Here is a 23,348-nt window from a genome sequence, read left to right on the forward strand (position 1 = left end):
CCCTCCCCCTTCTTCGCACCTCGCCTTCGCCTGCCCTGGGAACGCCCGTGTCCGCCCCCCGCACCCTGCCCTGGCCCCTCGTCGCCCTTTTCACGGCCGGATACCTCGCGCCCTATCTGCTGCCGACCACGGTCGGCCGACTCGATTCCGCGCTTCCGCTCACCACGACCCAGGCCGGCGCGATCGGCAGTGCGCTGCTGCTGAGTTCGGCGGCGGCGGGCTTCCTGCTCGCCTCCAGGGTCGACCGCGTCGGCCCCCGCACGCTCGCCCGGCTCGGCCTCACGCTCGCCGTCCTCGGCTACGGCTGTGCCGCCCCGACCGCCTTCGTACCGGCCGTCGTCGCGGGCGCGGTCATCGGCGGACTCGGATCCGGCACGGTCACCGCGGTCGCCGCGAGCGGGATCGCCGCGCAGAGCGACCCGCACCGCGTCACCACGTTCGGGCTGCTCGGCGTCTCCGCCCTCGCGGGCGCCCTGTACCTGACGATCCCGCACCTCGGTCCCGGCCACGGCCTGCCCCTGGCCGCCCTCGCGCTCACCGCGCTCGCCGTCTGGCCGCTCACCGGCCGCCTGTCCGGACCTACGGCACCGGCCCGTACGGCCGTCGCCCACGGCCGGCTCCCCCGTCTGCGCGCCGGACTGCTGCTGGCCGCCGCCATGCCCTGCTGGTCCCTCGCCCAGAACTCCCTCTGGGGGGTCAGCGGCCGGATCGGGCTCGACCAGGCCGGTCTCTCCGAGGTCACCGTCGGCGCGGTGTTCGCGGTCGCGCTCGGCGCCGGGCTCGTCGGGGTCGTCGGCGCGGGCGCCCTCGGGCAGCGGCTGGGCCGGGCCGTACCCATCGGCGCCGGCACGGCGCTGATCGCAGGCTGCATCGCACTCAGCGCGTCCGCGCGGGACCTGCCGGCCTTCGCGGCGGGCGAGATCTGCTGGAACCTGGTCTACCCGGTCGTCCTGTCGTACGTCATCGGCCTCGCCGCCTGCCTCGACCCGCGTGGCCGCTGGGCGGTCCTGGTCGGCTCGGCGTCCTCACTGGGGACGGCGGCGGGACCGCTGACGGGGAGCGTGCTGGCGGCGGGCGCGGGCTTCCCGGTGACGGGCAGGGTGCTCGGCGCCGGACTGCTGCTGGTCGCCGTCCCGATGACGGCGGTGGCGCTGCGGGCGGGCAAGCGCCCCCTGCCGGTGGTGGAACTCCCGGTGGAGACGCCCGCCGTACCCGCACAGCACGCCTACGACACCGCGTCCCCGAACTCGTACGCCTCCACCTCGGCGAGGTAACGGGCCCTGCGCTCCTCGTCGTCCTCCAGGAAGGAGGCGAGGAAGGAGTTGCGGGCCAGTTCGCGCAGCCGGTCCTCGGACAGGCCCAGGGTCCGGTGCACGGCCGCGAAGTTGTCGCCCGCGTAGCCGCCGAAGTACGCCGGGTCGTCGGAGTTGACCGTGCACAGCAGCCCGGCGTCGAGCATGGCGGGGAGGGGGTGGTCGGCGAGGGTGTCGACGGTCCGCAGGCGGACGTTGGACAGCGGGCACAGCGTGAGCGGGATCCGCTCCCGCACCAGCCGCCCGACCAGCGCCGGGTCCTCCATGCAGCGCAGCCCGTGGTCGACGCGCTCCACGCCGAGCACGTCCAGGGCCTCGCCGATGTACTCCGGCGGCCCCTCCTCACCGGCGTGCGCGACGCGGCGCAGCCCCAGCCCGGCCGCGGCCTCGTACACCTCCCGGAACTTCACCGGCGGATGCCCGACCTCGGCGGAGTCCAGGCCGATGCCGGTGAGGCGGTCCAGGTACGGCCGGGCGGCCTCGAGCGTCTCCATGGCCGACTCGGCGGACTCGTCCCGCAGGAAGCACAGGATGAGCCTGGTGGAGACGCCGTGGTTCTGCTCGCTGCTGCCGAGCGCCCGCCACAGCCCCTCCACGACCGTGCCCATGGACACGCCCCGCGCGAGGTGGGCCTGCGGGTCGAAGAAGACCTCCGCGTGCCGGACGCCCTGCGCGGCGGCGCGGGCCAGGTAGGCGTTGGCCAGGTCGGCGAAGTCCTGCTCGGTGCGCAGGACCGCCATCAGCTCGTAGTACAGGTTCAGGAAGGACTGGAGGTCCTCGAACCGGTAGGCCTTGCGGAGCGCGTCCGTGTCGGCGTACGGCAGCTCGACGCCGTTGCGGGCGGCCAGCTCGAACGCCAGCTCCGGTTCCAGAGTGCCTTCGATATGGAGGTGCAGTTCTGCTTTCGGGAGGGGCATCGAAGCATCGTACGGGTGTTTTATCGCCGTTTCGGAACCAGCACCCGCTGCAGGTCGTGCGCCACGGTCAGCTCCCCGTCGAAGCCGGCCACCCGCGCCTGCCGCTCGAACTCCTCCGGTTCGGTGTAGCGCTGGCTGAAGTGGGTGAGGACGAGGTGCCGTACCCCGGCCTCGCGGGCCACCGTCGCCGCCTGGCCCGCCGTCAGATGACCGTGCTCGACGGCCAGTTCGACGTCGTCGTCCAGGAAGGTCGACTCGATGACGAGGAGGTCGCAGCCCTCGGCGAGCGCGTGCACACCGTCACAGAGCCGGGTGTCCATGACGAACGCGAACCGCTGCCCTCGCCGCACCTCACTGACGTCCTCCAGCGTGATGTCCCCGAGCCTGCCCTCGCGTTGCAGCAGGCCGACGTCCGGGCCCTTGATCCCGTGCGCGGCGAGCCGGTCGGGCAGCATGCGACGGCCGTCGGGTTCGATCAGGCGGTAGCCGTAGGACTCCACCGGATGCGACAGCCTGCGGGCCTCCAGTGTGTACGACGGGGTCACCGCGAGGATGCCGTCGGCGGCGACCGGTTCCTCGGTGAGGCGGACCGTCTCCCGGTAGGCCGTCGCGTAGCGCAGCCGGTCGAAGAAGCGCTGCCCGGAGCGCGGGTAGTGCGCGGTGACCTCGTGCGGCACCTGGTCGAGGTTGATCCGCTGGATGACGCCGGCGAGGCCGAGGGAGTGGTCGCCGTGGAAGTGGGTGACGCAGATCCGGTTCAGGTCGTGGGCGGCGACCCCGGCGCGCAGCATCTGCCGCTGTGTGCCCTCGCCGGGGTCGAACAGGATGCCCTGGCCGTCCCACCTCAGCAGGTAGCCGTTGTGGTTGCGGTGCCGGGTCGGGACCTGGCTGGCGGTGCCGAGGATCACCAGTTCACGTACGGACACGACTGGCTATCCGGGGGGCCACTGCATGCCACGGCCGCCCAGGACGTGCGCGTGGGCGTGCCAGACGGTCTGGCCGGCGCCGCTGCCCGTGTTGAAGACCGTGCGGTAGCTGTCGAGCTTCTCCTCGTCCGCTACGGCCTGGGTCTCGGCGAGCACGTCGGCGGCCAGTTGCGGTGCTTCGGCGCCGAGGGTGGCGGCGTCCCGGTAGTGGGCCTTGGGGATCACCAGGATGTGGGTGGGGGCCTGCGGGTTTATGTCCCGGAAGGCCACGGTGGTGTCTGTTTCGCGGACGATCGTCGCCGGGATCTGGCCCGCGACGATCTTGCAGAACAGGCAGTCGTCCTGGGGTTCGCCTGCCATGCGTGTGCCTCCTCACGCTGGTGATCAATACCGGTGCATCGTAGTCGTATCAGGTCGGCATTCCCGGCGGAGTTTTCGCGGGCCGCTCCTCCAGTGCCTCCAGCGCGAGCCTGATTGCCGCGTCCAGCTGCGCATCCGTGCCGGACGCCCAGTCCTGCGGACGCTGCACGACCTCCACGTCGGGGTCCACCCCGTGGTTCTCGACGTCCCAGCCCACCCCCTCCAGCCACATCGCGTACTTCGGCTGGGTGACCAGGGTGCCGTCGATCAGGTGGTAGCGGCTGTCGATGCCGATGACGCCGCCCCAGGTGCGGGTGCCGACGACCGGGCCGATGCCGAGGGCCTTGATCGCCGCGTTGACGATGTCGCCGTCGGAGCCGGAGAACTCGTTGGCGACGGCGACGACCGGGCCGCGCGGGGCGTCGAGGGGGTAGCTGGTGGGGCGCATGCCGCGCGGGAGGTCCCAGCCGATGATGCGGCGGGCCAGCTTCTCGACGACGAGCTGGGAGGTGTGGCCGCCGCGGTTCTCGCGGACGTCGACCACCAGACCCTCCCGGGCCACCTCCACGCGCAGGTCGCGGTGGATCTGCGCCCAGCCGGGGGCCTGCATGTCGGGGACGTGGAGGTAGCCGAGGCGGCCGTCGGAGGCCGCGTGGACGTGGGCGCGGCGGCCGGCCACCCAGGCGTGGTACCGCAGGGGTTCCTCGTCGGCGATCGGGATGACGACGGTGTGGCGGGGTTCGCCGCCACCCGCCGGGGAGATGGTCAGTTCCACCGGGTGGCCCGCCGTGCCGACGAGCAACGGGCCCGGTCCCGTCACCGGGTCGACGGGGTGGCCGGCGACGGCGATGACCGCGTCGCCGGGCCGGACGGCGACTCCGGGCGCGGCGAGCGGGGAGCGGGCGTCCGGGTCGGAGGTCTCCGCGGGCAGGATGCGGTCGATGCGCCAACTGCCGTCCGGGTGACGGGAGACGTCGGCACCGAGCAGACCGTGCCGGGGGCCGCCGGAGGAACCGCCGGAGGGGATGACGTAGGCGTGCGAGGTGCCGAGTTCGCCGTGCACCTCCCACAGGAGGTCGGTCAGGTCGCTGTGGGTGGCGAGGCGGGCCAGGAGGGGGCGGTAGCGGTCGAGGACGCCGGTCCAGTCGGCGCCGCCGAGGTCGGGGCGCCAGAAGTGGTCGCGCATGAGGCGGCCGGTCTCGTCGTACATCTGCCGCCACTCGGCGGACGGGTCGAGGGTCTGCCGGACGCGGGCGAGGTCGACGCAGACGCTGGTGTCTCCGTCGTCGTCGGTGCCGGTACGGCGGTCGCTGGGGACGACCCGGAGCCGGCCGTCGCTCCACAGCAGCACGCGTTTGCCGTCGCCGCTGACCTCGAAGTGGTCGGCGTCGGAGGCCAGGTGCTCCAGGCGCCGCTGGACGAGGTCGTAGCGCTCCAGCCCGGTGTGCGGATCGGGGTCCTCGGGGTGGGCGCGGGCGGCGCCGAGGACGCCCTGCACGGGGTGGTGCAGCCAGAGCACGCCGTCCTTGGCGGCGCGGAGCATGGAGTACCGGCCGGCCTCCACCGGGAAGGGCACGATGCGGTCGGCGAGGCCCTCGGGGTCGATGCGGGTGGCCGGCGTGCCCTCGCTGTCGGGGGTCTCGTCCTTGTCGGGGGTCTCGAAGGGGCGGCCGTGGCGTTGCGGGCCGAAGGGCGAGGGGGTGGTGGCGGCCAGGGTGATCAGGTGCGGGCGGGCGCCGACCACGAACGCGAGGTCGAAGACGTGCTCGTCGTAGACCGGGTCGAAGGCGCGGTTGGAGAGGAAGGCGAGGTGTCTGCCGTCGAGGGTGAAGGCCGGGGCGTAGTCCTGGAAGCGCAGCGGGGTCGCCTCGGTGACCGAGAGGTCGGTGGTGTGGGCGATGCGCAGTTGCGAGAGCGGGCGCGGGCCGGGGTGGGCCCACGCGAGCCAGGCGGAGTCGGGTGAGAAGGCGAGGCCCGAGACCTCGCCGTCGTCGCTGCGGTCGACCTCGCGGACCTCGCCGGTCTCCCGCTCGACGAGCAGCAGCCGCCCGTCGTGCGCGGCCACGGCGGCCCGGCTGCCGTCGGGGGCCATGGCCAGCTCCAGGACCCGGCCGAGCTGTCCGGCCGCGAGGCGGCGCGGGGGCGCGCCGGGCACGGTGCCGGTCGCCGGGGCGAACTCCAGGGCGTCGTCGCCCTCCGCGTCCGTCACCCACACCACCCACTCCTCGCCCTCGGCGCGGAAGGCGCGCGGCATCCGGGCGCGCACGCCGGGGGTGGCGGCGAGGGCGCGGGCGGGCCCGGAGCGGTGGGTGACCCAGTGGATCCCGCCGCGCACGCACACGGCGCTGCCGCGCGCGGTGTGGTCGGGGGACGCCTCGCCGAACCAGCGGGAGGCGTTCACCGGACGGGGGCGCAGGTCGATCCGGGGCCCGCCGAGGCGCACGTCCAGGCGGCGCGGCTCGGCGTCCTCCAGGTCGTCCAGCAGCCACAGTTCACCGGCACTGCTGTAGACGACGCGGGTGCCGTCGCCGGAGGCGTGCCGGGCGTAGAAACCGTCGAGCGGGGTGTGGCGGCGCAGGTCGGAGCCGTCGGCGAGGGAGGAGTACAGGGCGCCGGTGCCCTCGTGGTCGGAGAGGAAGGCGATCCGGTCCCCCGCCCACACCGGGCACTCGATGTTCCCGTCGAGGTCCTCGTGCAGCCGGACGAACTCCCCGCTCCCCTCCCGGTCGATCCACAACTTGCCCGCCGTACCGCCCCGGTAGCGCTTCCAGTGGGCGGCCTCGCGGCCCATCGGCGCGGACAGCAGCACGGTGGCCGGGCCGAAGGCCACATCGCCGACCGGGCCGTACGGCAGGGTCTCGGCGGGTCCGCCGTCCAGCGGGACGGCATGCGCCCAGCTGTGCCGGAAGCTGTGCCGGCCGTGCGCGCCGAGCGCGAGCACCCGTCCGTCGGCGGTCCAACCCCTGACCTCGGTACGGCGGTTGCCCCAGTACGTCAGCCGGTCGGCGGGGCCGCCGTCGACGGGGGCGACATGTACCTCGGGCGCACCGTCCCGGGTGGACGTCCAGGCGAGGAACCGTCCGTCCGGCGATATCCGGGGCATGGTCACCGGCCTGTTGTCGGCGCTGACCCGCCAGGCCCGGCCGCCGTCGAGCGGCGCGAGCCACACGTCGTCCTCGGCGACGAAGGTCACCAAGTCGCCGCGGAGGTGGGGGAATCGGAGATAGGCGGAGGACGTCGTGGTTCCGGTCGTGGTTCCCGTCGTAGCACCCTGAGTCACCCCGTCACTGTACGCAGTGACCGGCACACCCCGCTCGGGTTCCGATCACTTGCCCTGCACGGGCCAGCAGGTGGGGTCGCCCTTGCACCAGAGGGTCCGCGTGACGGTGACGGTCACGGTCGGCCGACCGCCGCCGGGACGATAGGTGGGCGGCCGGTACGTCGGTCCCGTAGTGGCGTCACAGTCCCCGAGTCCGTCGACGTGGAACACCTGCCTGCCGCCGACCCTGCCCGTCAGATCGCCGCGCACACACGCGCCGTCGACGGCCTTGGTCACCTTCCCGGTGACGGTGATCTTCCGCCCGTCCCTGGTCGCACCTCTGCAGTCGACGGAGACGACGGTGCTCTCACGCGGCGAGGGTGACTTCCCCGTCGAGCCGCCCCCGTAGTTCCCGGTACAGGTGAGCCAACTGACGTCGACGTGCTGCTGCCTGAGCTTGGCGGTCGCGGTGGTGTCGGTGGTGTAGGCGGCGGAGGCGGAACTGAGATCGGTGGGCTGACACGCCACGACGGCCGCCCCGACCCCCACGGCCAGCCCAGCGGCGGCCACCACCCGCGCTCCGCGTCGTTTCCCTCTCAGAACCCCCATGCAGGGCAGCGTGCCACCGGCCCAGGCACCGGGGAAGACCGCATACGGCCACTCACCCGTTCGGGGAACCGCGCGAGCAACCCGGCGAAGCCCCCGTCAGCCGTGCAGCAGCAGCCACTGCTGGAGTTCGACGAGGTTGCCCTCCGGGTCCTTGAGGTGGGCCACGCGCATGCGGTCGGTCGTGGGGGCCGGGCCGTGCAGCAGGGTGGCGCCGCGGGAGGTGATCTGCGCGCAGTAGGCGTCCAGGTCGTCGACGCGCAGGACGACCAGGGAACGGTGACCGGTGGCGGTCTCGCCCAGCTCCTGCAGGACCTCGGCCATCATCGAGCGGTCCTGCAGCGCGATCCCCGCGGAGCCGGCGTGCGGGCTGAACTTCTCGTACGGGCCCTCGGTCGCCCCGGATTGCGGCCTGAGGCCCAGGACGTCGGCGTAGAAGTGGTAGCAGGCGGCGAAGTCGGTGACCAGGAGCCGGACTTGAGCGAGTTCCACGGTGTCCCCAGGCGGTGTCAGGACCAGCGGCCGGTGCGGCCCAGGAGCAGGGCCACGGCGGCGGTGCCGGCGGTGGATGTACGCAACACGGTAGGACCGAGCACGCAGGCCTTCGCACCCGCCTCCTCGAAGAGCGCCAACTCGTCGCGCGCCACGCCGCCTTCGGGGCCGACGACCAGCACGATCTCACCTTCGGCGGGGAGTTGGGCGGTGGCCAGCGGCTCGCTGACGTGCTCGAAGTCGGAGTGCAGCACGGCGGCGAAGTCGGCTTTGGCCAAAAGTGCGGCAACCTGCTTGGTGTTCGCCGCGTCCGCGACCTCGGGGAAGCGCAGCCGGCGGGACTGCTTGCCGGCCTCGCGCGCGGTGGCCCGCCACTTGGCGAGTGCCTTCAGACCCCGCTCGCCCTTCCACTGGGTGATGCAGCGGGCGGCCTGCCAGGGCACGATCGCGTCGACACCGGTCTCCGTCATGGTCTCGACGGCGAGTTCGCCCCGGTCGCCCTTGGGGAGCGCCTGGACGACGGTGATCCGGGGGCTGGGCTCCGGCTCCACCGGGAACTCGAACGGCTCGACCACCAGATGGTCCTTGCCCGACACACTGACGACGACCCCGGCCGCACCCCGGCCCCTGCCGTCCGTCAGCACCACGTGCTCGCCGGGCTGCAACCGTCGTACGGAGACCGCGTGCCGCCCCTCGGGACCCGTGACGTCGACGGCCGAGCCGGGGCCCACGCCCTCCAGCGAGTCGACGACGAACACCGGCGCGGTCATCGCAGGCCCCCCTTGGCCGACAACGCTGTCCGAGCGGCGTCGAGTTCCTCGGCCAGCACCTCCACCAGCCGCCCGGCCGGCAGCTCGCGGGCCATCCGGTGGCCCTGGCCCGCCCACAGCGCCATGCCCTGCGCGTCCCCGGCCTTGGCGGCGGCCTTGCGCAGCGGCGCGGTGAGATGGTGGAGCTCCGGGTAGGCGGCGGGGGCGTACGGGCCGTGCTCGCGCAGGAACCGGTTGACCAGGCCGCGGGCCGGCCTTCCGGAGAAGGCGCGGGTCAACCCGGTGCGCGCGAACAGGGGGTTGGTCAGCGCCTGCTTGTGCAGGGCGTGGGCGCCGGACTCGGGCGTGGCGAGAAAGGCGGTGCCCAGCTGGGCCGCGCTCGCGCCGGCCGCGAGGACGGCGGCGATCTGGCCGCCGCGCATGATGCCGCCGGCGGCGACGATCGGGATGCGCACGGCCTCGCGGATCTGCGCGACCAGCGAGAGCAGCCCGATGCCGGAGCCGTCGTTCTCGGGGAGGTCGCGGTGGCTTCCCTGGTGACCGCCGGCCTCCACGCCCTGCGCGATCACCGCGTCCGCACCGGCCTGTTCCACCACGCGGGCCTCCTCGGCGGTGGTGGCGGTGACCAGGGTGAGGGTGCCGGCCCGGCGCAGCTTGTCGAACACCTCCCGGCTCGGCACACCGAAGTGGAAGGAGACCACCGGCACCGGGTTGTCGAGGAGCACGGCGAGCTTGGCGTCGTATCCGTCGTCCCGGCCGCTGTCCGGGTCGCCCAGCTCGGTCTCGTACCAGGCGGCCTCGCCGGCCAGCTGGTGGGCGTAGACCTCTACGGCGCCCGACTCGGCATAGTCGGGCTGCGGCATGAACACGTTCACGCCGAAGGGGCGGCTCGTGAGCCCCCGCAGCTGCTTGATCTCCTGGTACATGCCGTCGGCGGTCTTGTATCCGGCGGCGAGGAACCCGAGGCCGCCGGCCTCGGAGACGGCGGCGACGAGCTGCGGGACGGAGACTCCGCCCGCCATGGGGGCCTGCACGATCGGGTGGGGGAAGAGATCGGTCAGCGCGGAGGACATGACCGCATGTTGTCACGTCCTTTGAACAAGTCCGAATCGGGGCGTCGCACGGCATAGGACAACGGCATAGGGGGTGCCGAAGCACCCCCTCGTCCCAGGTCGCAGCGCCCGTCGGCGGCATCCTCCAGCCGGCGTCAGCGGCCGTTGAACGCATCCTTCAACCGCGAGAACAACCCCTGCTGCCCCGGCTGACCGTGCCTGCCCGGGGGCCACCCCCCGGACCCCCGGCCGCCGCTCCAGCCGGCGTCAGCGGCCGTTGAACGCATCCTTCAACCGCGAGAACAACCCCTGCTGCCCCGGCTGGAACTGCCCCTGCGGACGCTCCTCGCCGCGTAGCTTGGCCAGCTCGCGCAGCAGTCGCTCCTGCTCGGGGTCCAGCTTGGTCGGGGTCTGCACCTCGACGTGCACGATCAGGTCACCCCGGCCGCCGCCGCGCAGATGCGTGACGCCCCGGTTGTGCAGCGGAATCGACTGGCCGGACTGGGTGCCGGGCCGGATGTCGACCTCCTCCATGCCGTCCAGTGTCTCCAGCGGCACCTTCGTACCGAGCGCGGCGGCCGTCATCGGGATCGTCACCGTGCAGTGCAGGTCGTCACCGCGCCGCTGGAACATCGGGTGCGGCAGCTCGTGGATCTCGACGTACAGGTCACCGGCGGGACCGCCGCCCGGCCCGACCTCGCCCTCGCCGGCGAGCTGGATCCGCGTGCCGTTGTCGACACCGGCCGGGATCTTCACCGTCAGCGTGCGGCGGGAGCGGACGCGGCCGTCGCCGGCGCACTCCGGGCACGGGGTGGGGACCACGGTGCCGAAACCCTGGCACTGCGGGCAGGGACGCGACGTCATGACCTGGCCCAGGAAGGACCGGGTGACCTGCGAGACCTCACCGCGGCCCCGGCACATGTCACACGTCTGGGCGGTCGTACCGGGCGCCGCGCCCTCGCCGTTGCAGGTGTTGCAGACGATCGCCGTGTCGACCTGGATGTCCTTGGTGGTCCCGAAGGCCGCCTCGTCCAGCTCGATGTCGATGCGGATCATCGCGTCCTGGCCGCGCCGGGTGCGCGAGCGCGGCCCGCGCTGCGACGCCGTACCGAAGAACGCGTCCATGATGTCGGAGAAGTTGCCGAAGCCACCGGCCCCGAAGCCGCCCGCACCGGCGCCGCCGGACTGGGAGAGCGGGTCGCCGCCGAGGTCGTAGACCTGCTTCTTCTGCGGGTCCGACAGCACCTCGTAAGCGGCGTTGATCTCCTTGAACCGCTCCTGGGTCTTCGGATCCGGGTTGACGTCCGGGTGCAGCTCGCGCGCGAGCCGACGGAACGCCTTCTTGATCTCATCCTGCGACGCGTCGCGGCGCACGCCGAGAACGGCGTAGTAGTCCGTGGCCACTTACGACTCCGCCAGGATCTGTCCGACGTACCGTGCCACTGCGCGTACCGCTCCCATCGTTCCCGGGTAGTCCATGCGGGTCGGTCCGACCACGCCGAGCTTGGCAACCGCCTCGCCGCCCGAACCGTAGCCCACCGACACCACCGAGGTGGAGTTGAGTCCCTCGTGGGCGTTCTCGTGCCCGATACGCACGGTCACGCCCGGATCCTTCGCCTCGCCGAGGAGCTTGAGGAGCACGACCTGCTCCTCCAGGGCCTCCAGGACGGGCCGGATCATGAGGGGAAAATCATGCCCGAAGCGGGTGAGATTGGCGGTGCCGCCGATCATCAACCGCTCCTCGTTCTCCTCGACGAGCGTCTCCAGGAGAGTGGAGAGCACCGTCGAGACCGTACCGCGGTCCTCGGCCTCGAAGGCCTCCGGAAGGTCCTCGACCAGCCTCGGCACGTCCGCGAACCGGCGGCCCGCGACCCGGCTGTTCAGCCGCGCGCGCAGGTCGGCGAGCGAGCTCTCGCCGAAGGGCGCCGGGCAGTCGACCATCCGCTGCTCGACCCGTCCGGTGTCCGTGATCAGCACGAGCATCACGCGCGCGGGAGCGAGCGAGAGCAGCTCCACGTGCCGGACGGTGGACCGGGTCAGGGACGGATACTGCACGACGGCGACCTGCCGGGTCAGCTGCGCGAGCAGCCGCACCGTGCGCGCCACGACGTCGTCGAGGTCGACGGCGCCCTCCAGGAAGTTCTGGATGGCCCGCCGCTCGGGCGCCGTCATGGGCTTGACGCCGGCGAGCTTGTCCACGAACAGCCGGTAGCCCTTGTCGGTGGGGATGCGCCCCGCGCTGGTGTGCGGCTGCGCGATGAACCCCTCGTCCTCCAGGGCCGCCATGTCGTTGCGGACGGTGGCCGGGGAGACCCCGAGGTTGTGCCGCTCGGTCAGGGCCTTCGACCCGACCGGCTCCTCGGTGCCGACGTAGTCCTGGACGATGGCGCGCAGCACCTGAAGCCTGCGTTCACTCAGCATTCGGCGCGCACCTCCAGCACGTCGTCCCCTCTGTTCCGCGGTTCGTCTGCCTGGCACTCTTCGCACGCGAGTGCCAGCGTTCCCGGGCCCAGTGTACGGCTGCCGGGTACACCCAGGGCAAGGTCGGTACGGTCGCGGCGGGCTCGTGCAGCTAGCGTCGCGGTATGACGGTGACTTGGGAAGAGCTGGGGTGGGAACGGCTGGCCGCCGGGGTCGGACGCCGCCGTCTCCCGGGCTGGGACTGTACGGTCGGGCTGGTCCTCGGAGCGGGTACGGCCCTCATGGTGGACGCCGGTTCCAGTCTGGCCGAGGGCGCGCGGCTGCGGGCCCAGGCCGAGGAGCTGACCGACGGCCGTGTGACCCATCTCGCGCTGACCCACCCCCATTTCGACCATGTCTTCGGGGCGGCGGCGATGGCGGGCGCGGACGTGTACGGCCCGGTGGGCCTGGACGCGGTCTTCGCGTACGAGCGCGAGGAGCTGCGCCTGGACGCGATCAGGAACGGGCTGCCGGTCACCGACGCCGACGAGGCGGTGGACGCGCTGCGCCCGCCCCGGCATCCGGTCTCCGGCGAGTGGACGCTGGACCTCGGGGACGGTCGCCAGGCGCTGCTGGCGAACGTGGGCCCGGGTCACACGGCGCACGACCTCGCGGTGCTCGTGCCGGGAGATCCCGAGGTGGTCTTCTGCGGCGACCTGGTCGAGGAGTCCGGCGAGCCCCAGGCGGGCCCGGACGCGGTCCCGTCCCGCTGGCCGGACGCGCTCGACCGGCTGCTCGCCCTGGGCGGTGAGGACGCGGCGTACGTGCCCGGTCACGGAGCGGTGGTGGACGCGGCGTTCGTGCGACGCCAGCGTGATCAACTGGCGGCGCGTTTCGGCGTGTCGTGAGTCATGGGGTACGGCTTCTCCTATCGTCATCCGAATGCGCCCACCCGTCTCCCGCCCCCGCCCTTCCCACGAGGGCCCTTCGGGCCCGCGCCCTCGTCCGTACTCCGCCGACCTGACCCCGCCGTGGAAGAAGCCGGAGCCCGCGCCGGAGGTAGCGGCGGAGCCGGGCCTGGTGGTGGAGGAGCCCGGCACCGGGTTCTGCGGGGCGGTGATCCGCTGCGAGGCGGGCACGGTGACGCTGGAGGACCGCTTCGGCAAGCACCGGGTGTTCCCCCTGGAGCCGCGGGGCTTCCTGCTGGAGGGCCGGGTGGTGACGCTCGTACGCCCCACGTCCGGTGGTCCGGTACGACCCACCCGTACCGCCTCCGGCTCGGTCGCCGTCCCCGGCGCCCGCGCCCGCGTGGCCCGCGCCGGCCGCATCTACGTCGAGGGCCGGCACGACGCCGAGCTGGTCGAGAAGGTGTGGGGTGACGACCTGCGCATCGAGGGCGTGGTGGTGGAGTACCTGGAGGGCGTGGACGACCTGCCGTCGATCGTGTCCTCCTTCGCGCCGGGTCCGGACGCGCGGCTGGGCGTCCTGGTGGACCACTTGGTGCCGGGCACGAAGGAATGGCGCATCGCCGAGTCGGTGACCGGCGCACACGCGTTGGTGGTGGGCCACCCGTACATCGACGTCTGGCAGGCGGTGAAGCCGGCCGTGCTGGGGATCGAGGCATGGCCGGCGGTGCCCAAGGGCCAGGACTGGAAGACGGGGGTGTGCCGGGCGCTCGGGTGGCCGTCGGAGAACACCGGGGCCGTGTGGCAGGCGATTCTGCGGCGGGTGGGGTCCTACAAGGACCTGGAGCCGGAGTTGCTGGGGCGGGTGGAGGAGCTGATCGACTTCGTCACGGGCAGCGGTGGGGCCTGAGGCTCAAGCTCCTCGAGGATCTTCACCAGGCCGGTGGTCACCGGCCGGTCGTTCGGAGGTCCGGGGCGCTTCGCCCGCCGGGGTGATCAGTCCACCAGGTCCCGCACCACCGCGTCCGCCAGCAACCGTCCCCGCAGCGTCAGCACGGCCCGCCCCTCCCCGTACGGCCCTTCCTGGAGGAGGCCCTCCCCCAGCGCCCGCCGGGACGCCGCGAGGCCCTCCTCCTCCAGCAGCGACAGCGGCACCCCCTCCCGCAGCCGCAGCTCCAGCAGGATGCGCTCCACCCGCCGGTCCTCGTCGGACAGCAGCTCCCGTCCGGCCCCCGGCGACTTCCCCGACGCAAGCGCCGCCGCGTACGCCCCCGGATGCTTGACGTTCCACCACCGCACCCCGCCGACGTGCGAGTGCGCCCCCGGACCGGCCCCCCACCAGTCCGCGCCGCGCCAGTACAGCTCGTTGTGCAGGCACCGGCCGGCCTCCGAGGTGGCCCAGTTGGAGACCTCGTACCAGTCGAAGCCCGCCTTGGAGAGGGTCTCCTCCGCGATCAGGTACCGGTCCGCGTGGACGTCGTCGTCGGTCATCGGGACCTCGCCCCGGCGGATCCGGCGGGCCAGTTGCGTACCCTCCTCGACGATGAGCGCGTAGGCGCTGACGTGGTCCGGCCCGGCCCCGATCGCCGCGTCCAGCGAGGCCCGCCAGTCGTCGTCGCTCTCGCCGGGGGTGCCGTAGATCAGGTCCAGGTTGACGTGCTCGAAGCCCGCCGCCCGGGCCTCCGCGACGCACGCCTCGGGGCGGCCGGGGGTGTGCGTACGGTCGAGCACGCGCAGCACATGCTTCCGCGCGCTCTGCATGCCGAAGGAGATCCGGTTGAAGCCGCCCTCGCGGAGCGCGGCGAGGTACGCGGGGTCGACCGACTCGGGGTTCGCCTCGGTCGTGATCTCGGCGTCCGGCGCCAGCCCGAACTCGTCGCGGACGGCCCCCAGCATGCGGACGAGGTCGTCCGCGGCCAGCAGCGTGGGCGTACCGCCGCCGACGAAGACCGTACGCACGGCGCGCGGATCGTCGCCGAGCACCTTCCGCGCGAGCCGGATCTCGTCCGTCAGCGTGTCGGCGTAGTTGTCGCGGGAGGCCAGCACGCCGCCCGTGCCGCGCAGCTCGGTCGCGGTGTAGGTGTTGAAGTCGCAGTAGCCGCAGCGGGTCGCGCAGTACGGCACGTGCAGATAGAAGCCGAGCGGGCGGTCGGCGGCCCCGGCGAGCGCGTGGGCGGGCAGCGCGCCGTCGGCGGGGACGGGCTCGCCGTCGGGGAGAGCGGAAGGCATGTACTCCATTGTCCCGTACGCCGGCGGTCACTCCGCCTGGAGCACCAACAGCGCCAGGTCGTCATCGGGCAGGCCGCCGCCGAAGTCGTGCACCAGGCGGCGGATCCTTTCCGCGATCAGTTCGGCGCTGAGCCCGGCGCAGCCGGACAGGGCGCGGGCGAGCCCGTCGCCGTCGTCGAACTGGCGGGAGCCGGAGCGCCGCTCGGTCACCCCGTCGGTGACGCACAGCAGGCTGTCGCCGGGCCGCAGGTCGAGGGTCTCGCTGCCGTAGGTCTCGTCCTCGACCACGCCGAGCAGGGTCTGCGGGCGGGCGGCGGTGCGCACGGTGCCGTCGGGGCTCAGGACGAGCGGGAGCGGGTGGCCGGCGGAGGCGAGGGTGCAGCGGACCCCGCCGCCCTCGTACGGCGTGAGCTCACCGTAGAGCAGGGACAGGAAGCGGGTCTGCGGGCCGTCCCCGGGGGCCACGGGCCGTCCGCCCGCGGAGACGAGGGCGCGGGCCGCGGCGTCGGCGGCCTCGGTGGCGTCGTCCAGGAGGAGCTGGTTGAGGCGGTCGAGGACGTCGGCGACCCGGTAGCCCTCGCGGGCGAGGAGGCGGAGCCAGGGCCGGGCGAGGCCGATCACGACCGCCGCCTCCGGGCCCTTGCCCTGGACGTCGCCGACGGCGAAGCACCAGCGGCCGTCGCCGGCCGGGAACAGGTCGTAGAAGTCGCCGCTGGGGCCGCCCTTGTCGCAGGGCTCGTACACGAGCGCGCTGCTCACGCCCGGGATCTCGGCGACCGCGCCGGGCAGCAGACCACGCTGCAGGACGGCGCTGATGGTGGCCTGGCGGGCGTACTGGCGGGCCGCGCCGATGGCGAGGGCCACCCGGCGGCCGAGGTCCTCCACGAGCCCGGTGACCTCCTCGGGGAAGCCACGCAGCCCGCAGCGGCCGATGACCAGCGTGCCGAGCGGCCGGCCGCCCGCGATCAGCCGGTACGCCAGCGCCGTGCCGTCGGTGCCCTGCGGACCGAGCGCGTGGCCGGGCCACGGGTACGCCTCGGGGCCGGAGCGCAGCCCGTCGCGCGGGCAGGGCGGCTCCTTCTCCAGGGCGCACCGCAGTTCCTCGATGTGGTTCTCGCTGCCGTGCCAGACCCGGTCGGGACCGCCGCCCGCGCCGCCGCGCACGGTCGCCTCGTCCTCCAGCCACACCGCGCACCAGTCGGCCAGCCGGGGCACGATGAGCTGGCCGGTCAGGGCCGTGACCAGGTTCTCGTCCAGCTGGCCGGCGAGCAGGTCGGAGGCCTCGGCGAGGAAGGACAGCGCGCCCCGGCCGAGCCAGTCGCGGTCGCCGCCCGCGCGGTGCGGCTGGGGGGCCAGGTCCTCGGCGACCTCCAGGGCCGCGTCCGGCGCGGGTGTGTCCGGGTCCGCCACGCCGCCCGGGGGCAGCCGCGCCCAGACCGTCTTGGCGCCGGCGCGGTACGTGACGCCCCAGGACTCGGCGAGCGTGGTGACCAGCCGCAGGCCGCGCCCGTACTCGGGGGTGTCGTACGCCCCCTCGCCGCCGAGGGGGTCGCGCGGGGCCCGGGAGGGATGGCGGTCGCCCACCTCCACGACGAACGCGCCGGTCCCCTCCAGCCGCCAGTCGAGCTCCACGTCCGTACCGGCGTGCACGACGGCGTTGGTGACCAGCTCGCTGACGACGGCCATGGCGTCGTCCAGGAGCCGGGCCGAGACCCCGGGCGCCTCGGCCAGCGCGGCCCGCACCAGCGCACGGGCCGAGCCGGGCGCGAGGGGACTCCCGGACAGCGTGGCCCGCCCCGCCGCCTCCCGGGCCCGGGGCGCCTCGCTCTCCCGCTGCGTGGGTATGGCCGCCATGTCCATTGCGGCCCAGGGTGACAGACAGAGGGCAGCCATAAGCGCTGAGTCACTGAAGTGGGCAGAAGACGGAACCTTTTGGGCGCCGTTGAACACAAACTCCCCAGGGGCGGGGGGAACCGCGCGACAAGCCACAACGGGGCCGCAGTTCCCCACTCACCGAACCGCCCTCTTACTTCTCCCTGGTCCCGGCGTACATCTCATCGATGAGGTGCCTGTACTCCCGCTCCACCACAGGCCGCTTCAGCTTCAGACTCGGCGTGATCTCCCCGTGCTCCACGTCGAGATCCCGCGGCAGCAGCCGGAACTTCTTGATGGTCTGCCACTTCTGGAGCCCCGTGTTGAGCTCCCGCACATACCCGTCGACCATCTCCACCGTCTGCGGCGCGGCGACGACCTCGGCGTACGGCCTGCCCGCCAGGCCGTTCTCCTTCGCCCAGTCCAGGATCGCGATCTCGTCCAGGGCGATGAGGGCCGTGCAGTAGTTCCGGTCGGCGCCGTGCACCAGGATGTTGGAGACGTACGGGCACACCCCCTTGAACTGGCCCTCGACCTCGGCCGGAGCGACGTATTTGCCGCCGGAGGTCTTGATGAGGTCCTTCTTGCGGTCGGTGATGCGCAGATAGCCGTCGGGCGACAGCTCGCCGATGTCGCCGGTGTGGAACCAGCCGTCGGACTCCAGCACCTCGACGGTCTTCTCGGGCAGCTTGTGGTAGCCCTGCATGATGCCGGGGCCGCGCAGCAGGATCTCCCCGTCGTCGGCGATGCGCACCTCCGTGCCGGGCAGTGGCTTGCCGACCGTGCCGGTGCGGTAGGCCTCGCCGGGGTTGACGAAGGAGGCCGCGGAGGACTCGGTGAGGCCGTAGCCCTCCAGGATGTGGATGCCGGCGCCGGCGAAGAAGTAGCCGATCTCGGGGGCGAGCGCGGAGGCACCGGAGACACACGCGCGCAGCCGGCCGCCGAAGGCGTCCCGGAGCTTGGCGTAGACGAGGGTGTCGGCGACCTTGTGCTTGGCGGCGAGGCCGAACGGCACGGCGTGGTTGCCGGTGCGCCGGAAGTTGTCCTGGCTGACCTTGGCGTACTCGCGGGCGACCTCGGCGGCCCACTGGAAGATCTTGTACTTGGCGGGGCCGCCCTCGCGGGCCTTGGCGGCGACGCCGTTGTAGACCTTCTCGAAGATGCGGGGCACGGCCGCCATGTACGTCGGCTGCACCACCGGGAGGTTCTCGATGATCTTGTCGACCCGGCCGTCGACGGCGGTGACATGGCCGACCTCGATCTGGCCCGAGGTGAGCACCTTGCCGAAGACGTGCGCGAGCGGCAGCCACAGGTACTGCACGTCCTCGCTGGTGATCAGCCCGGTCGCGGCGATCGCCTTGGCCATGTACGCCCAGTTGTCGTGCGGGAGCCTCACCCCCTTGGGGCGGCCGGTGGTGCCCGAGGTGTAGATGAGGGTGGCGAGCTGGTCCCTGGTGATCGCGCCGACCCGCTCCTTGATCAGCTGCGGGTGCTGCTCCAGATAGGCGGCACCGCGCCGCTCCAGCTCGGCGAGGGTGATCACCCAGTCGCTGGTCTCGACGCCTGCCGGGTCGATGACGACGACCTTGGCGAGGTCGGGCAGCTCGGCGCGCTTCTCTACGGCCTTGGCGGCCTGGGCCGCGTCCTCGGCGAGCAGCACCCGGCTCTCGGAGTCGGAGAGGATGAAGGCCGACTCGTCCGCGTTGGTCTGCGGGTAGATGGTGGTGGTGGCGCCGCCGGCGCACAGGATGCCGAGGTCGGCGAGGATCCACTCGACACGGGTGGAGGAGGCGAGCGCCACCCGCTGCTCGGACTGCACGCCCAGCTCGATGAGGCCGGCCGCGATCGCGTACACCCGCTCGGCCGCCTGCGCCCAGCTGAGCGACTTCCAGTCGTCGGGGCCCTGGCCGGCGGCGGGCACCGGATAGCGGTAGGCCTCGGCGTCCGGTGTGGCCGCCACGCGCTCCAGGAAGAGGGCCGCCACGGACGGCGGACGGTTCTCGATCAGGGTCTGTGTGTCGCTCACGACATCCTCCGGGGGCCCGCGACGGTGCGGCTGACTCGGTGCGGCTGGGTTAACTCACGGTGGGGGTTCGTGCTGCTGCTTCGGTGTTGTTTAACTCGCGAGTAACTATCGAGCAGGGATCAGAGTAAGCCGCGACCGGCCGCTGCGTAAGGGGCTTCGGCCTGTCACTTTCCACGGAGAGCGACGCTACGGGCGCGTAGGGGCCCGCCGCGCTTTCGCACGACAGGCCCCCACGTGTCCTTTTTGCGGACGCAACCGGTTGTTACCGTCGGTTACTTCTTGCTCTTGGCCGACCCCGCGCTGTCATCGCTGGACAGGACGGCGATGAAGGCTTCCTGCGGAACCTCCACGGAACCCACCATCTTCATCCGCTTCTTGCCTTCCTTCTGCTTCTCCAGCAGCTTCCGCTTACGGGAGATGTCACCGCCGTAGCACTTGGCGAGGACGTCCTTGCGGATGGCGCGGATGGTCTCACGGGCGATGACCCGGGAGCCGATGGCGGCCTGCACCGGCACCTCGAAGGCCTGGCGCGGGATCAGCTCCTTGAGCTTGGCGACGAGCCGGACCCCGTACGCGTACGCCTGGTCCTTGTGGGTGATCGCCGAGAAGGCGTCCACCTTGTCGCCGTGCAGCAGGATGTCGACCTTGACCAGGCTGGAGGTCTGCTCGCCGGTGGGCTCGTAGTCGAGCGAGGCGTAGCCGCGCGTCTTGGACTTCAGCTGGTCGAAGAAGTCGAAGACGATCTCCGCGAGCGGGAGGGTGTAGCGGATCTCCACCCTGTCCTCGGAGAGGTAGTCCATGCCGAGCAGGGTGCCGCGCCGGGTCTGGCACAGCTCCATGATCGAGCCGATGAACTCGGTCGGCGCCAGGATCGTGGCGCGCACGACCGGCTCGTACACCTCGTCGATCTTGCCCTCGGGGAACTCGCTCGGGTTGGTGACGGTGTGCTCGCTGCCGTCCTCCATGACCACGCGGTAGACCACGTTGGGGGCGGTGGCGATCAGGTCGAGACCGAACTCGCGCTCCAGCCGCTCCCGGATCACGTCCAGGTGCAGCAGGCCGAGGAAGCCGACGCGGAAGCCGAAGCCGAGGGCGGCCGAGGTCTCCGGCTCGTAGACCAGCGCGGCGTCGTTGAGCTGCAGCTTGTCGAGCGCCTCGCGCAGCTCGGGGTAGTCCGAGCCGTCGAGCGGATACAGCCCGGAGAAGACCATCGGCTTGGGGTCCTTGTACCCGCCGAGGGCCTCCGTGGCGCCCTTCGCCTGGCTGGTGACGGTGTCGCCGACCTTGGACTGGCGGACGTCCTTCACACCGGTGATGAGGTAGCCCACCTCACCGACGCCGAGGCCGTCGGCGGAGAGCATCTCGGGCGAGTTGACACCGATCTCCAGCAGCTCGTGCGTGGCGCCGGTGGACATCATCCTGATGCGCTCGCGCTTGTTGAGCTGGCCGTCGATGACACGGACGTACGTCACGACACCGCGGTACGAGTCGTACACGGAGTCGAAGATCATCGCGCGGGCGGGCGCGTCGGCGACACCGACCGGCGCCGGGATCTCCTTGACGACCTTGTTCAGCAGCGCGTCGACGCCGAGTCCGGTCTTGGCGGAGACCTTGAGGACGTCGGACGGGTCGCAGCCGACGAGGTTGGCGAGCTCCTCGGCGAACTTCTCCGGCTGCGCCGCGGGAAGGTCGATCTTGTTGAGCACGGGGATGATCGTGAGGTCGTTCTCCATCGCCAGGTAGAGGTTGGCGAGGGTCTGCGCCTCGATGCCCTGGGCGGCGTCGACGAGGAGGATGGTCCCCTCACAGGCGGCGAGCGACCGCGAGACCTCGTAGGTGAAGTCGACGTGCCCCGGGGTGTCGATCATGTTGAGGATGTGGGTCGCGCCCTGGTCGGGGCCCTCGGTCGGGGCCCAGGGCAGACGCACCGCCTGGGACTTGATCGTGATGCCGCGCTCGCGCTCGATGTCCATCCGGTCGAGGTACTGAGCACGCATCTGCCGCTGCTCGACCACACCGGTCAGCTGGAGCATCCGGTCGGCGAGCGTGGACTTGCCGTGGTCGATGTGCGCGATGATGCAGAAATTGCGGATCAGAGCCGGGTCGGTACGGCTCGGCTCGGGCACATGGTTAGGGGTCGCGGGCACGCAGGGTCCTGTCTCTTGAGGCGCCTTATGCCTCGGGTCGGATCGATACGTAGTCTCCATGGTCCCACGCGGAGGGACCGGGCACCGTTTTGGGCCGCTCGCAGGGCCACTGGTACTGTAGATGGCTGTGCCTCATGCCCTCTCAGCGCGAGGCACGTCAGAGAAATTTTGGATCACCGGTACGGGACCCTCGCGGCCCCGCACCAGAACCTGAAAAGGCTCCTTCGTGGCGAACATCAAGTCCCAGATCAAGCGGATCAAGACCAACGAGAAGGCTCGGCTGCGCAACAAGGCCGTCAAGTCCTCCCTGAAGACCGCGGTCCGCAAGGCCCGTGAGGCCGCTGCCGCGGGTGACGTCGAGAAGGCCACCGAGCTGCAGCGCGCTGCCGCGCGTGCGCTCGACAAGGCCGTCTCGAAGGGCGTCATCCACAAGAACCAGGCCGCCAACAAGAAGTCGGCGCTTGCTTCCAAGGTCGCGTCCCTCAAGGGCTGAACCCCTTTGTGATCTGACCGCCGGACGGACCCAGAGCGGGCCCTCTCTCATCCGCTCCCGCCCGGCACCCCAGAGCCTGTTCGCGGCCTGCGTTCGCCACGCGGGAACGGGCTCGACAGCTTGAACCGGGAACCCCGGCATCTCTCCCTTCCCCAGGGTGGGTGCCGGGGTTTTTGACGTGCCTAGCCGCGCCCGCGAGACCGAGCGGCACGCGCCACGGTCACGACCGCCTTCTCCAACGCGTACCCGGGGTCATCGCCCCCGCCCTTCACTCCCGCATCGGCCTCCGCAACGGCCCGCATCGCCAGCGCGACCCCGTCCGGCGTCCACCCCCGCATCTGCTGCCGCACCCGATCGATCTTCCACGGCGGCATCCCCAGCTCCCGCGCCAGATCGGCCGGCCGCCCCCCGCGCGCGGAGGACAGCTTTCCGATCGCCCGCACGCCCTGGGCCAGCGCACTGGTGATCATCACCGGCGCCACGCCCGTCGCCAGCGACCACCGCAGCGCCTCCAGCGCCTCCGCCGTACGCCCCTCCACGGCCCGGTCGGCGACCGTGAAGCTGGAGGCCTCGGCCCGGCCGGTGTAGTACCGCCCGACAACGGCCTCGTCGATGGTCCCCTCCACGTCGGCGACCAGCTGCGACACCGCCGAGGCCAGCTCCCGCAGATCACTGCCGATGGCGTCGCACAGGGCCTGACACGCCTCGGGCGTCGCCGACCGCCCCACCGCCCGGAACTCACCGCGCACGAAGGCCAGCCGGTCCGCCGGCTTGGTCATCTTCGGGCAGGCCACCTCGCGGGCCCCCGCCTTGCGCGCGGCATCCAGCAGCCCCTTGCCCTTGGCCCCGCCCGCGTGCAGCAGCACGAGCGTGATCTCCTCGGCGGGCGCCCCGAGGTACGCCTTCACGTCCTTGACCGTGTCGGCGGACAGGTCCTGCGCATTGCGTACGACCACGACTTTCCGCTCGGCGAAGAGCGAAGGACTGGTGAGCTCGGCGAGCGTGCCGGGCTGCAACTGGTCCGGGGTGAGGTCGCGTACGTCCGTGTCGGCGTCGGCGGCCCGGGCGGCGGCCACCACCTCCTGCACGGCACGGTCGAGCAGGAGGTCCTCCTGGCCCACGGCAAGCGTCACCGAGGCGAGAGGGTCGTCATTCGCAGTCTTCCTGGCCATCACTCACAGCATCCCACGAGGCACTGACAACGGACCCTCGCAGCAGTGCCTCAAGGGCCGGCGAGCGGGGTCGGGTCAGGGCTCCTCCCGCCACCCGTCCCACTCCCCCGCGAACGCGTCCAGCTCCGCCGGATCCAGCCGCCCCTCCTCGTCCCGCAGCACCACCAGCCACTGCGCATCCTCGGCATCGTCCTCGCCGGCCAGCGCGTCCCGGACGAGCCGCGGCTCCTCATCCAGCCCGAACCGCTCCCCCAGCGCCCCGGCCGCCTCCTCGGCAGCATCCCGGTCGGGCAGCACCAGCACGTGTCTCACATCGCTCACGGGCCCATTCTCCGGCACCGCACGAGAAGCGAATCCCCAGGTCAGCCCTCGGTCATCACCCGCGCATCGAGGCCGACCGGAATGCGTG

General features: G+C 72.2%; 20 protein-coding genes. 4 read left to right on the forward strand and 16 right to left on the reverse strand.

The genetic code is table 11. The annotated features are described in order from the left end of the window. The first annotated feature begins 47 nt into the window (after positions 1-47). Positions 48-1,274 (forward strand): MFS transporter, encoded by a 1,227-nt coding sequence (locus ACZ7GZ_RS01545; RefSeq protein WP_471019805.1) that lies wholly within the window; start codon positions 48-50, stop codon positions 1,272-1,274. Here ACZ7GZ_RS01545 and ACZ7GZ_RS01550 read toward each other — a convergent pair. The 10 genes from ACZ7GZ_RS01550 to hrcA form a co-directional block, all read right to left on the reverse strand. After that, positions 1,226-2,230, reverse strand: coding sequence for an adenosine deaminase (locus ACZ7GZ_RS01550; protein ID WP_471019807.1), 1,005 nt, complete (start codon positions 2,228-2,230; stop codon positions 1,226-1,228). The two genes, ACZ7GZ_RS01545 and ACZ7GZ_RS01550, sit on opposite strands and share 49 nt — an antisense overlap. Before the next feature lie 20 nt (positions 2,231-2,250). Next, complete coding sequence (locus tag ACZ7GZ_RS01555; protein WP_471019810.1) at positions 2,251-3,156, reverse strand: ribonuclease Z; 906 nt, start codon at positions 3,154-3,156, stop codon at positions 2,251-2,253. Between the two features lie 6 nt (positions 3,157-3,162). Further along, positions 3,163-3,516 carry a histidine triad nucleotide-binding protein gene (locus tag ACZ7GZ_RS01560; RefSeq protein ID WP_471019813.1) on the reverse strand — a complete coding sequence of 118 codons (354 nt, stop codon included), beginning with the start codon at positions 3,514-3,516 and terminating at the stop codon, positions 3,163-3,165. A gap of 49 nt (positions 3,517-3,565) precedes the next feature. Beyond that, on the reverse strand, positions 3,566-6,796 hold the full coding sequence (locus tag ACZ7GZ_RS01565; RefSeq protein WP_471019815.1) for a S41 family peptidase: 3,231 nt from the start codon (positions 6,794-6,796) through the stop codon (positions 3,566-3,568). A gap of 45 nt (positions 6,797-6,841) precedes the next feature. After that, positions 6,842-7,384, reverse strand: coding sequence for a hypothetical protein (locus ACZ7GZ_RS01570; protein WP_471019817.1), 543 nt, complete (start codon positions 7,382-7,384; stop codon positions 6,842-6,844). A gap of 96 nt (positions 7,385-7,480) precedes the next feature. After that, positions 7,481-7,873: a VOC family protein gene (locus tag ACZ7GZ_RS01575; RefSeq protein WP_471019819.1), complete on the reverse strand. Its 393-nt coding sequence runs from the start codon at positions 7,871-7,873 to the stop codon at positions 7,481-7,483. A 17-nt stretch (positions 7,874-7,890) separates the two neighbouring features. Next, entirely contained in the window at positions 7,891-8,643 is a 753-nt protein-coding gene (locus ACZ7GZ_RS01580) for a 16S rRNA (uracil(1498)-N(3))-methyltransferase (RefSeq protein WP_471019821.1), read from the reverse strand. Next, positions 8,640-9,716 (reverse strand): nitronate monooxygenase, encoded by a 1,077-nt coding sequence (locus tag ACZ7GZ_RS01585; protein WP_471019823.1) that lies wholly within the window; start codon positions 9,714-9,716, stop codon positions 8,640-8,642. Before ACZ7GZ_RS01585 ends, ACZ7GZ_RS01580 begins: the two co-directional genes overlap by 4 nt. A 246-nt stretch (positions 9,717-9,962) precedes the next feature. Beyond that, entirely contained in the window at positions 9,963-11,099 is a 1,137-nt protein-coding gene (gene dnaJ, locus ACZ7GZ_RS01590; RefSeq protein WP_471019825.1) for a molecular chaperone DnaJ, read from the reverse strand. Then, on the reverse strand, positions 11,100-12,116 hold the full coding sequence (gene hrcA / locus ACZ7GZ_RS01595) for a heat-inducible transcriptional repressor HrcA (protein ID WP_471019828.1): 1,017 nt from the start codon (positions 12,114-12,116) through the stop codon (positions 11,100-11,102). It lies immediately after the preceding gene. A gap of 164 nt (positions 12,117-12,280) precedes the next feature. Here hrcA and ACZ7GZ_RS01600 point away from each other — a divergent pair, with 164 nt between their 5' ends. Both ACZ7GZ_RS01600 and ACZ7GZ_RS01605 read left to right on the forward strand, forming a co-directional pair. Continuing rightward, positions 12,281-13,003, forward strand: coding sequence for an MBL fold metallo-hydrolase (locus tag ACZ7GZ_RS01600; RefSeq protein WP_471019831.1), 723 nt, complete (start codon positions 12,281-12,283; stop codon positions 13,001-13,003). Between the two features lie 34 nt (positions 13,004-13,037). Then, positions 13,038-13,910 (forward strand): DUF3097 domain-containing protein, encoded by an 873-nt coding sequence (locus tag ACZ7GZ_RS01605; RefSeq protein ID WP_471019833.1) that lies wholly within the window; start codon positions 13,038-13,040, stop codon positions 13,908-13,910. Between the two features lie 86 nt (positions 13,911-13,996). Here ACZ7GZ_RS01605 and hemW read toward each other — a convergent pair whose 3' ends face one another. The 4 genes from hemW to lepA form a co-directional block, all read right to left on the reverse strand. After that, entirely contained in the window at positions 13,997-15,229 is a 1,233-nt protein-coding gene (hemW, locus tag ACZ7GZ_RS01610; RefSeq protein WP_471019835.1) for a radical SAM family heme chaperone HemW, read from the reverse strand. Positions 15,230-15,256: 27 nt separating this feature from the next. Then, complete coding sequence (locus ACZ7GZ_RS01615; RefSeq protein ID WP_471020179.1) at positions 15,257-17,083, reverse strand: SpoIIE family protein phosphatase; 1,827 nt, start codon at positions 17,081-17,083, stop codon at positions 15,257-15,259. A gap of 172 nt (positions 17,084-17,255) precedes the next feature. Further along, positions 17,256-19,127: an AMP-dependent synthetase/ligase gene (locus ACZ7GZ_RS01620; RefSeq protein ID WP_471019838.1), complete on the reverse strand. Its 1,872-nt coding sequence runs from the start codon at positions 19,125-19,127 to the stop codon at positions 17,256-17,258. A 272-nt stretch (positions 19,128-19,399) separates the two neighbouring features. After that, a complete protein-coding gene (gene lepA, locus ACZ7GZ_RS01625; RefSeq protein WP_471019841.1) occupies positions 19,400-21,274 on the reverse strand; it encodes a translation elongation factor 4 in 1,875 nt (624 codons plus the stop codon). Between the two features lie 226 nt (positions 21,275-21,500). On the opposite strand from lepA, the gene rpsT reads away from it, so the two are divergent. Further along, positions 21,501-21,767 (forward strand): 30S ribosomal protein S20, encoded by a 267-nt coding sequence (gene rpsT, locus ACZ7GZ_RS01630; RefSeq protein ID WP_089106790.1) that lies wholly within the window; start codon positions 21,501-21,503, stop codon positions 21,765-21,767. A gap of 182 nt (positions 21,768-21,949) precedes the next feature. Here rpsT and holA read toward each other — a convergent pair whose 3' ends face one another. Both holA and ACZ7GZ_RS01640 read right to left on the reverse strand, forming a co-directional pair. Then, entirely contained in the window at positions 21,950-22,939 is a 990-nt protein-coding gene (gene holA / locus ACZ7GZ_RS01635) for a DNA polymerase III subunit delta (protein ID WP_471019845.1), read from the reverse strand. A 75-nt stretch (positions 22,940-23,014) separates the two neighbouring features. Next, complete coding sequence (locus ACZ7GZ_RS01640) at positions 23,015-23,260, reverse strand: hypothetical protein (protein WP_471019847.1); 246 nt, start codon at positions 23,258-23,260, stop codon at positions 23,015-23,017. Between the last annotated feature and the right edge of the window lie 88 nt (positions 23,261-23,348).

Source organism: Streptomyces sp. NPDC037288 (assembly GCF_055603265.1).

Coding starts and splice junctions, on each gene's coding strand:
- ACZ7GZ_RS01550 (WP_471019807.1), bottom strand. CDS start 2,230: ATGCCCCTCCCGAAAGCAGAACTGCACCTCCATATCGAAGGCACTCTG.
- ACZ7GZ_RS01560 (WP_471019813.1), bottom strand. CDS start 3,516: ATGGCAGGCGAACCCCAGGACGACTGCCTGTTCTGCAAGATCGTCGCG.
- ACZ7GZ_RS01570 (WP_471019817.1), bottom strand. CDS start 7,384: ATGGGGGTTCTGAGAGGGAAACGACGCGGAGCGCGGGTGGTGGCCGCC.
- ACZ7GZ_RS01580 (WP_471019821.1), bottom strand. CDS start 8,643: ATGACCGCGCCGGTGTTCGTCGTCGACTCGCTGGAGGGCGTGGGCCCC.
- ACZ7GZ_RS01585 (WP_471019823.1), bottom strand. CDS start 9,716: ATGTCCTCCGCGCTGACCGATCTCTTCCCCCACCCGATCGTGCAGGCC.
- hrcA (WP_471019828.1), bottom strand. CDS start 12,116: ATGCTGAGTGAACGCAGGCTTCAGGTGCTGCGCGCCATCGTCCAGGAC.
- ACZ7GZ_RS01600 (WP_471019831.1), top strand. CDS start 12,281: ATGACGGTGACTTGGGAAGAGCTGGGGTGGGAACGGCTGGCCGCCGGG.
- ACZ7GZ_RS01605 (WP_471019833.1), top strand. CDS start 13,038: ATGCGCCCACCCGTCTCCCGCCCCCGCCCTTCCCACGAGGGCCCTTCG.
- hemW (WP_471019835.1), bottom strand. CDS start 15,229: ATGCCTTCCGCTCTCCCCGACGGCGAGCCCGTCCCCGCCGACGGCGCG.
- ACZ7GZ_RS01615 (WP_471020179.1), bottom strand. CDS start 17,083: ATGGCGGCCATACCCACGCAGCGGGAGAGCGAGGCGCCCCGGGCCCGG.
- holA (WP_471019845.1), bottom strand. CDS start 22,939: ATGGCCAGGAAGACTGCGAATGACGACCCTCTCGCCTCGGTGACGCTT.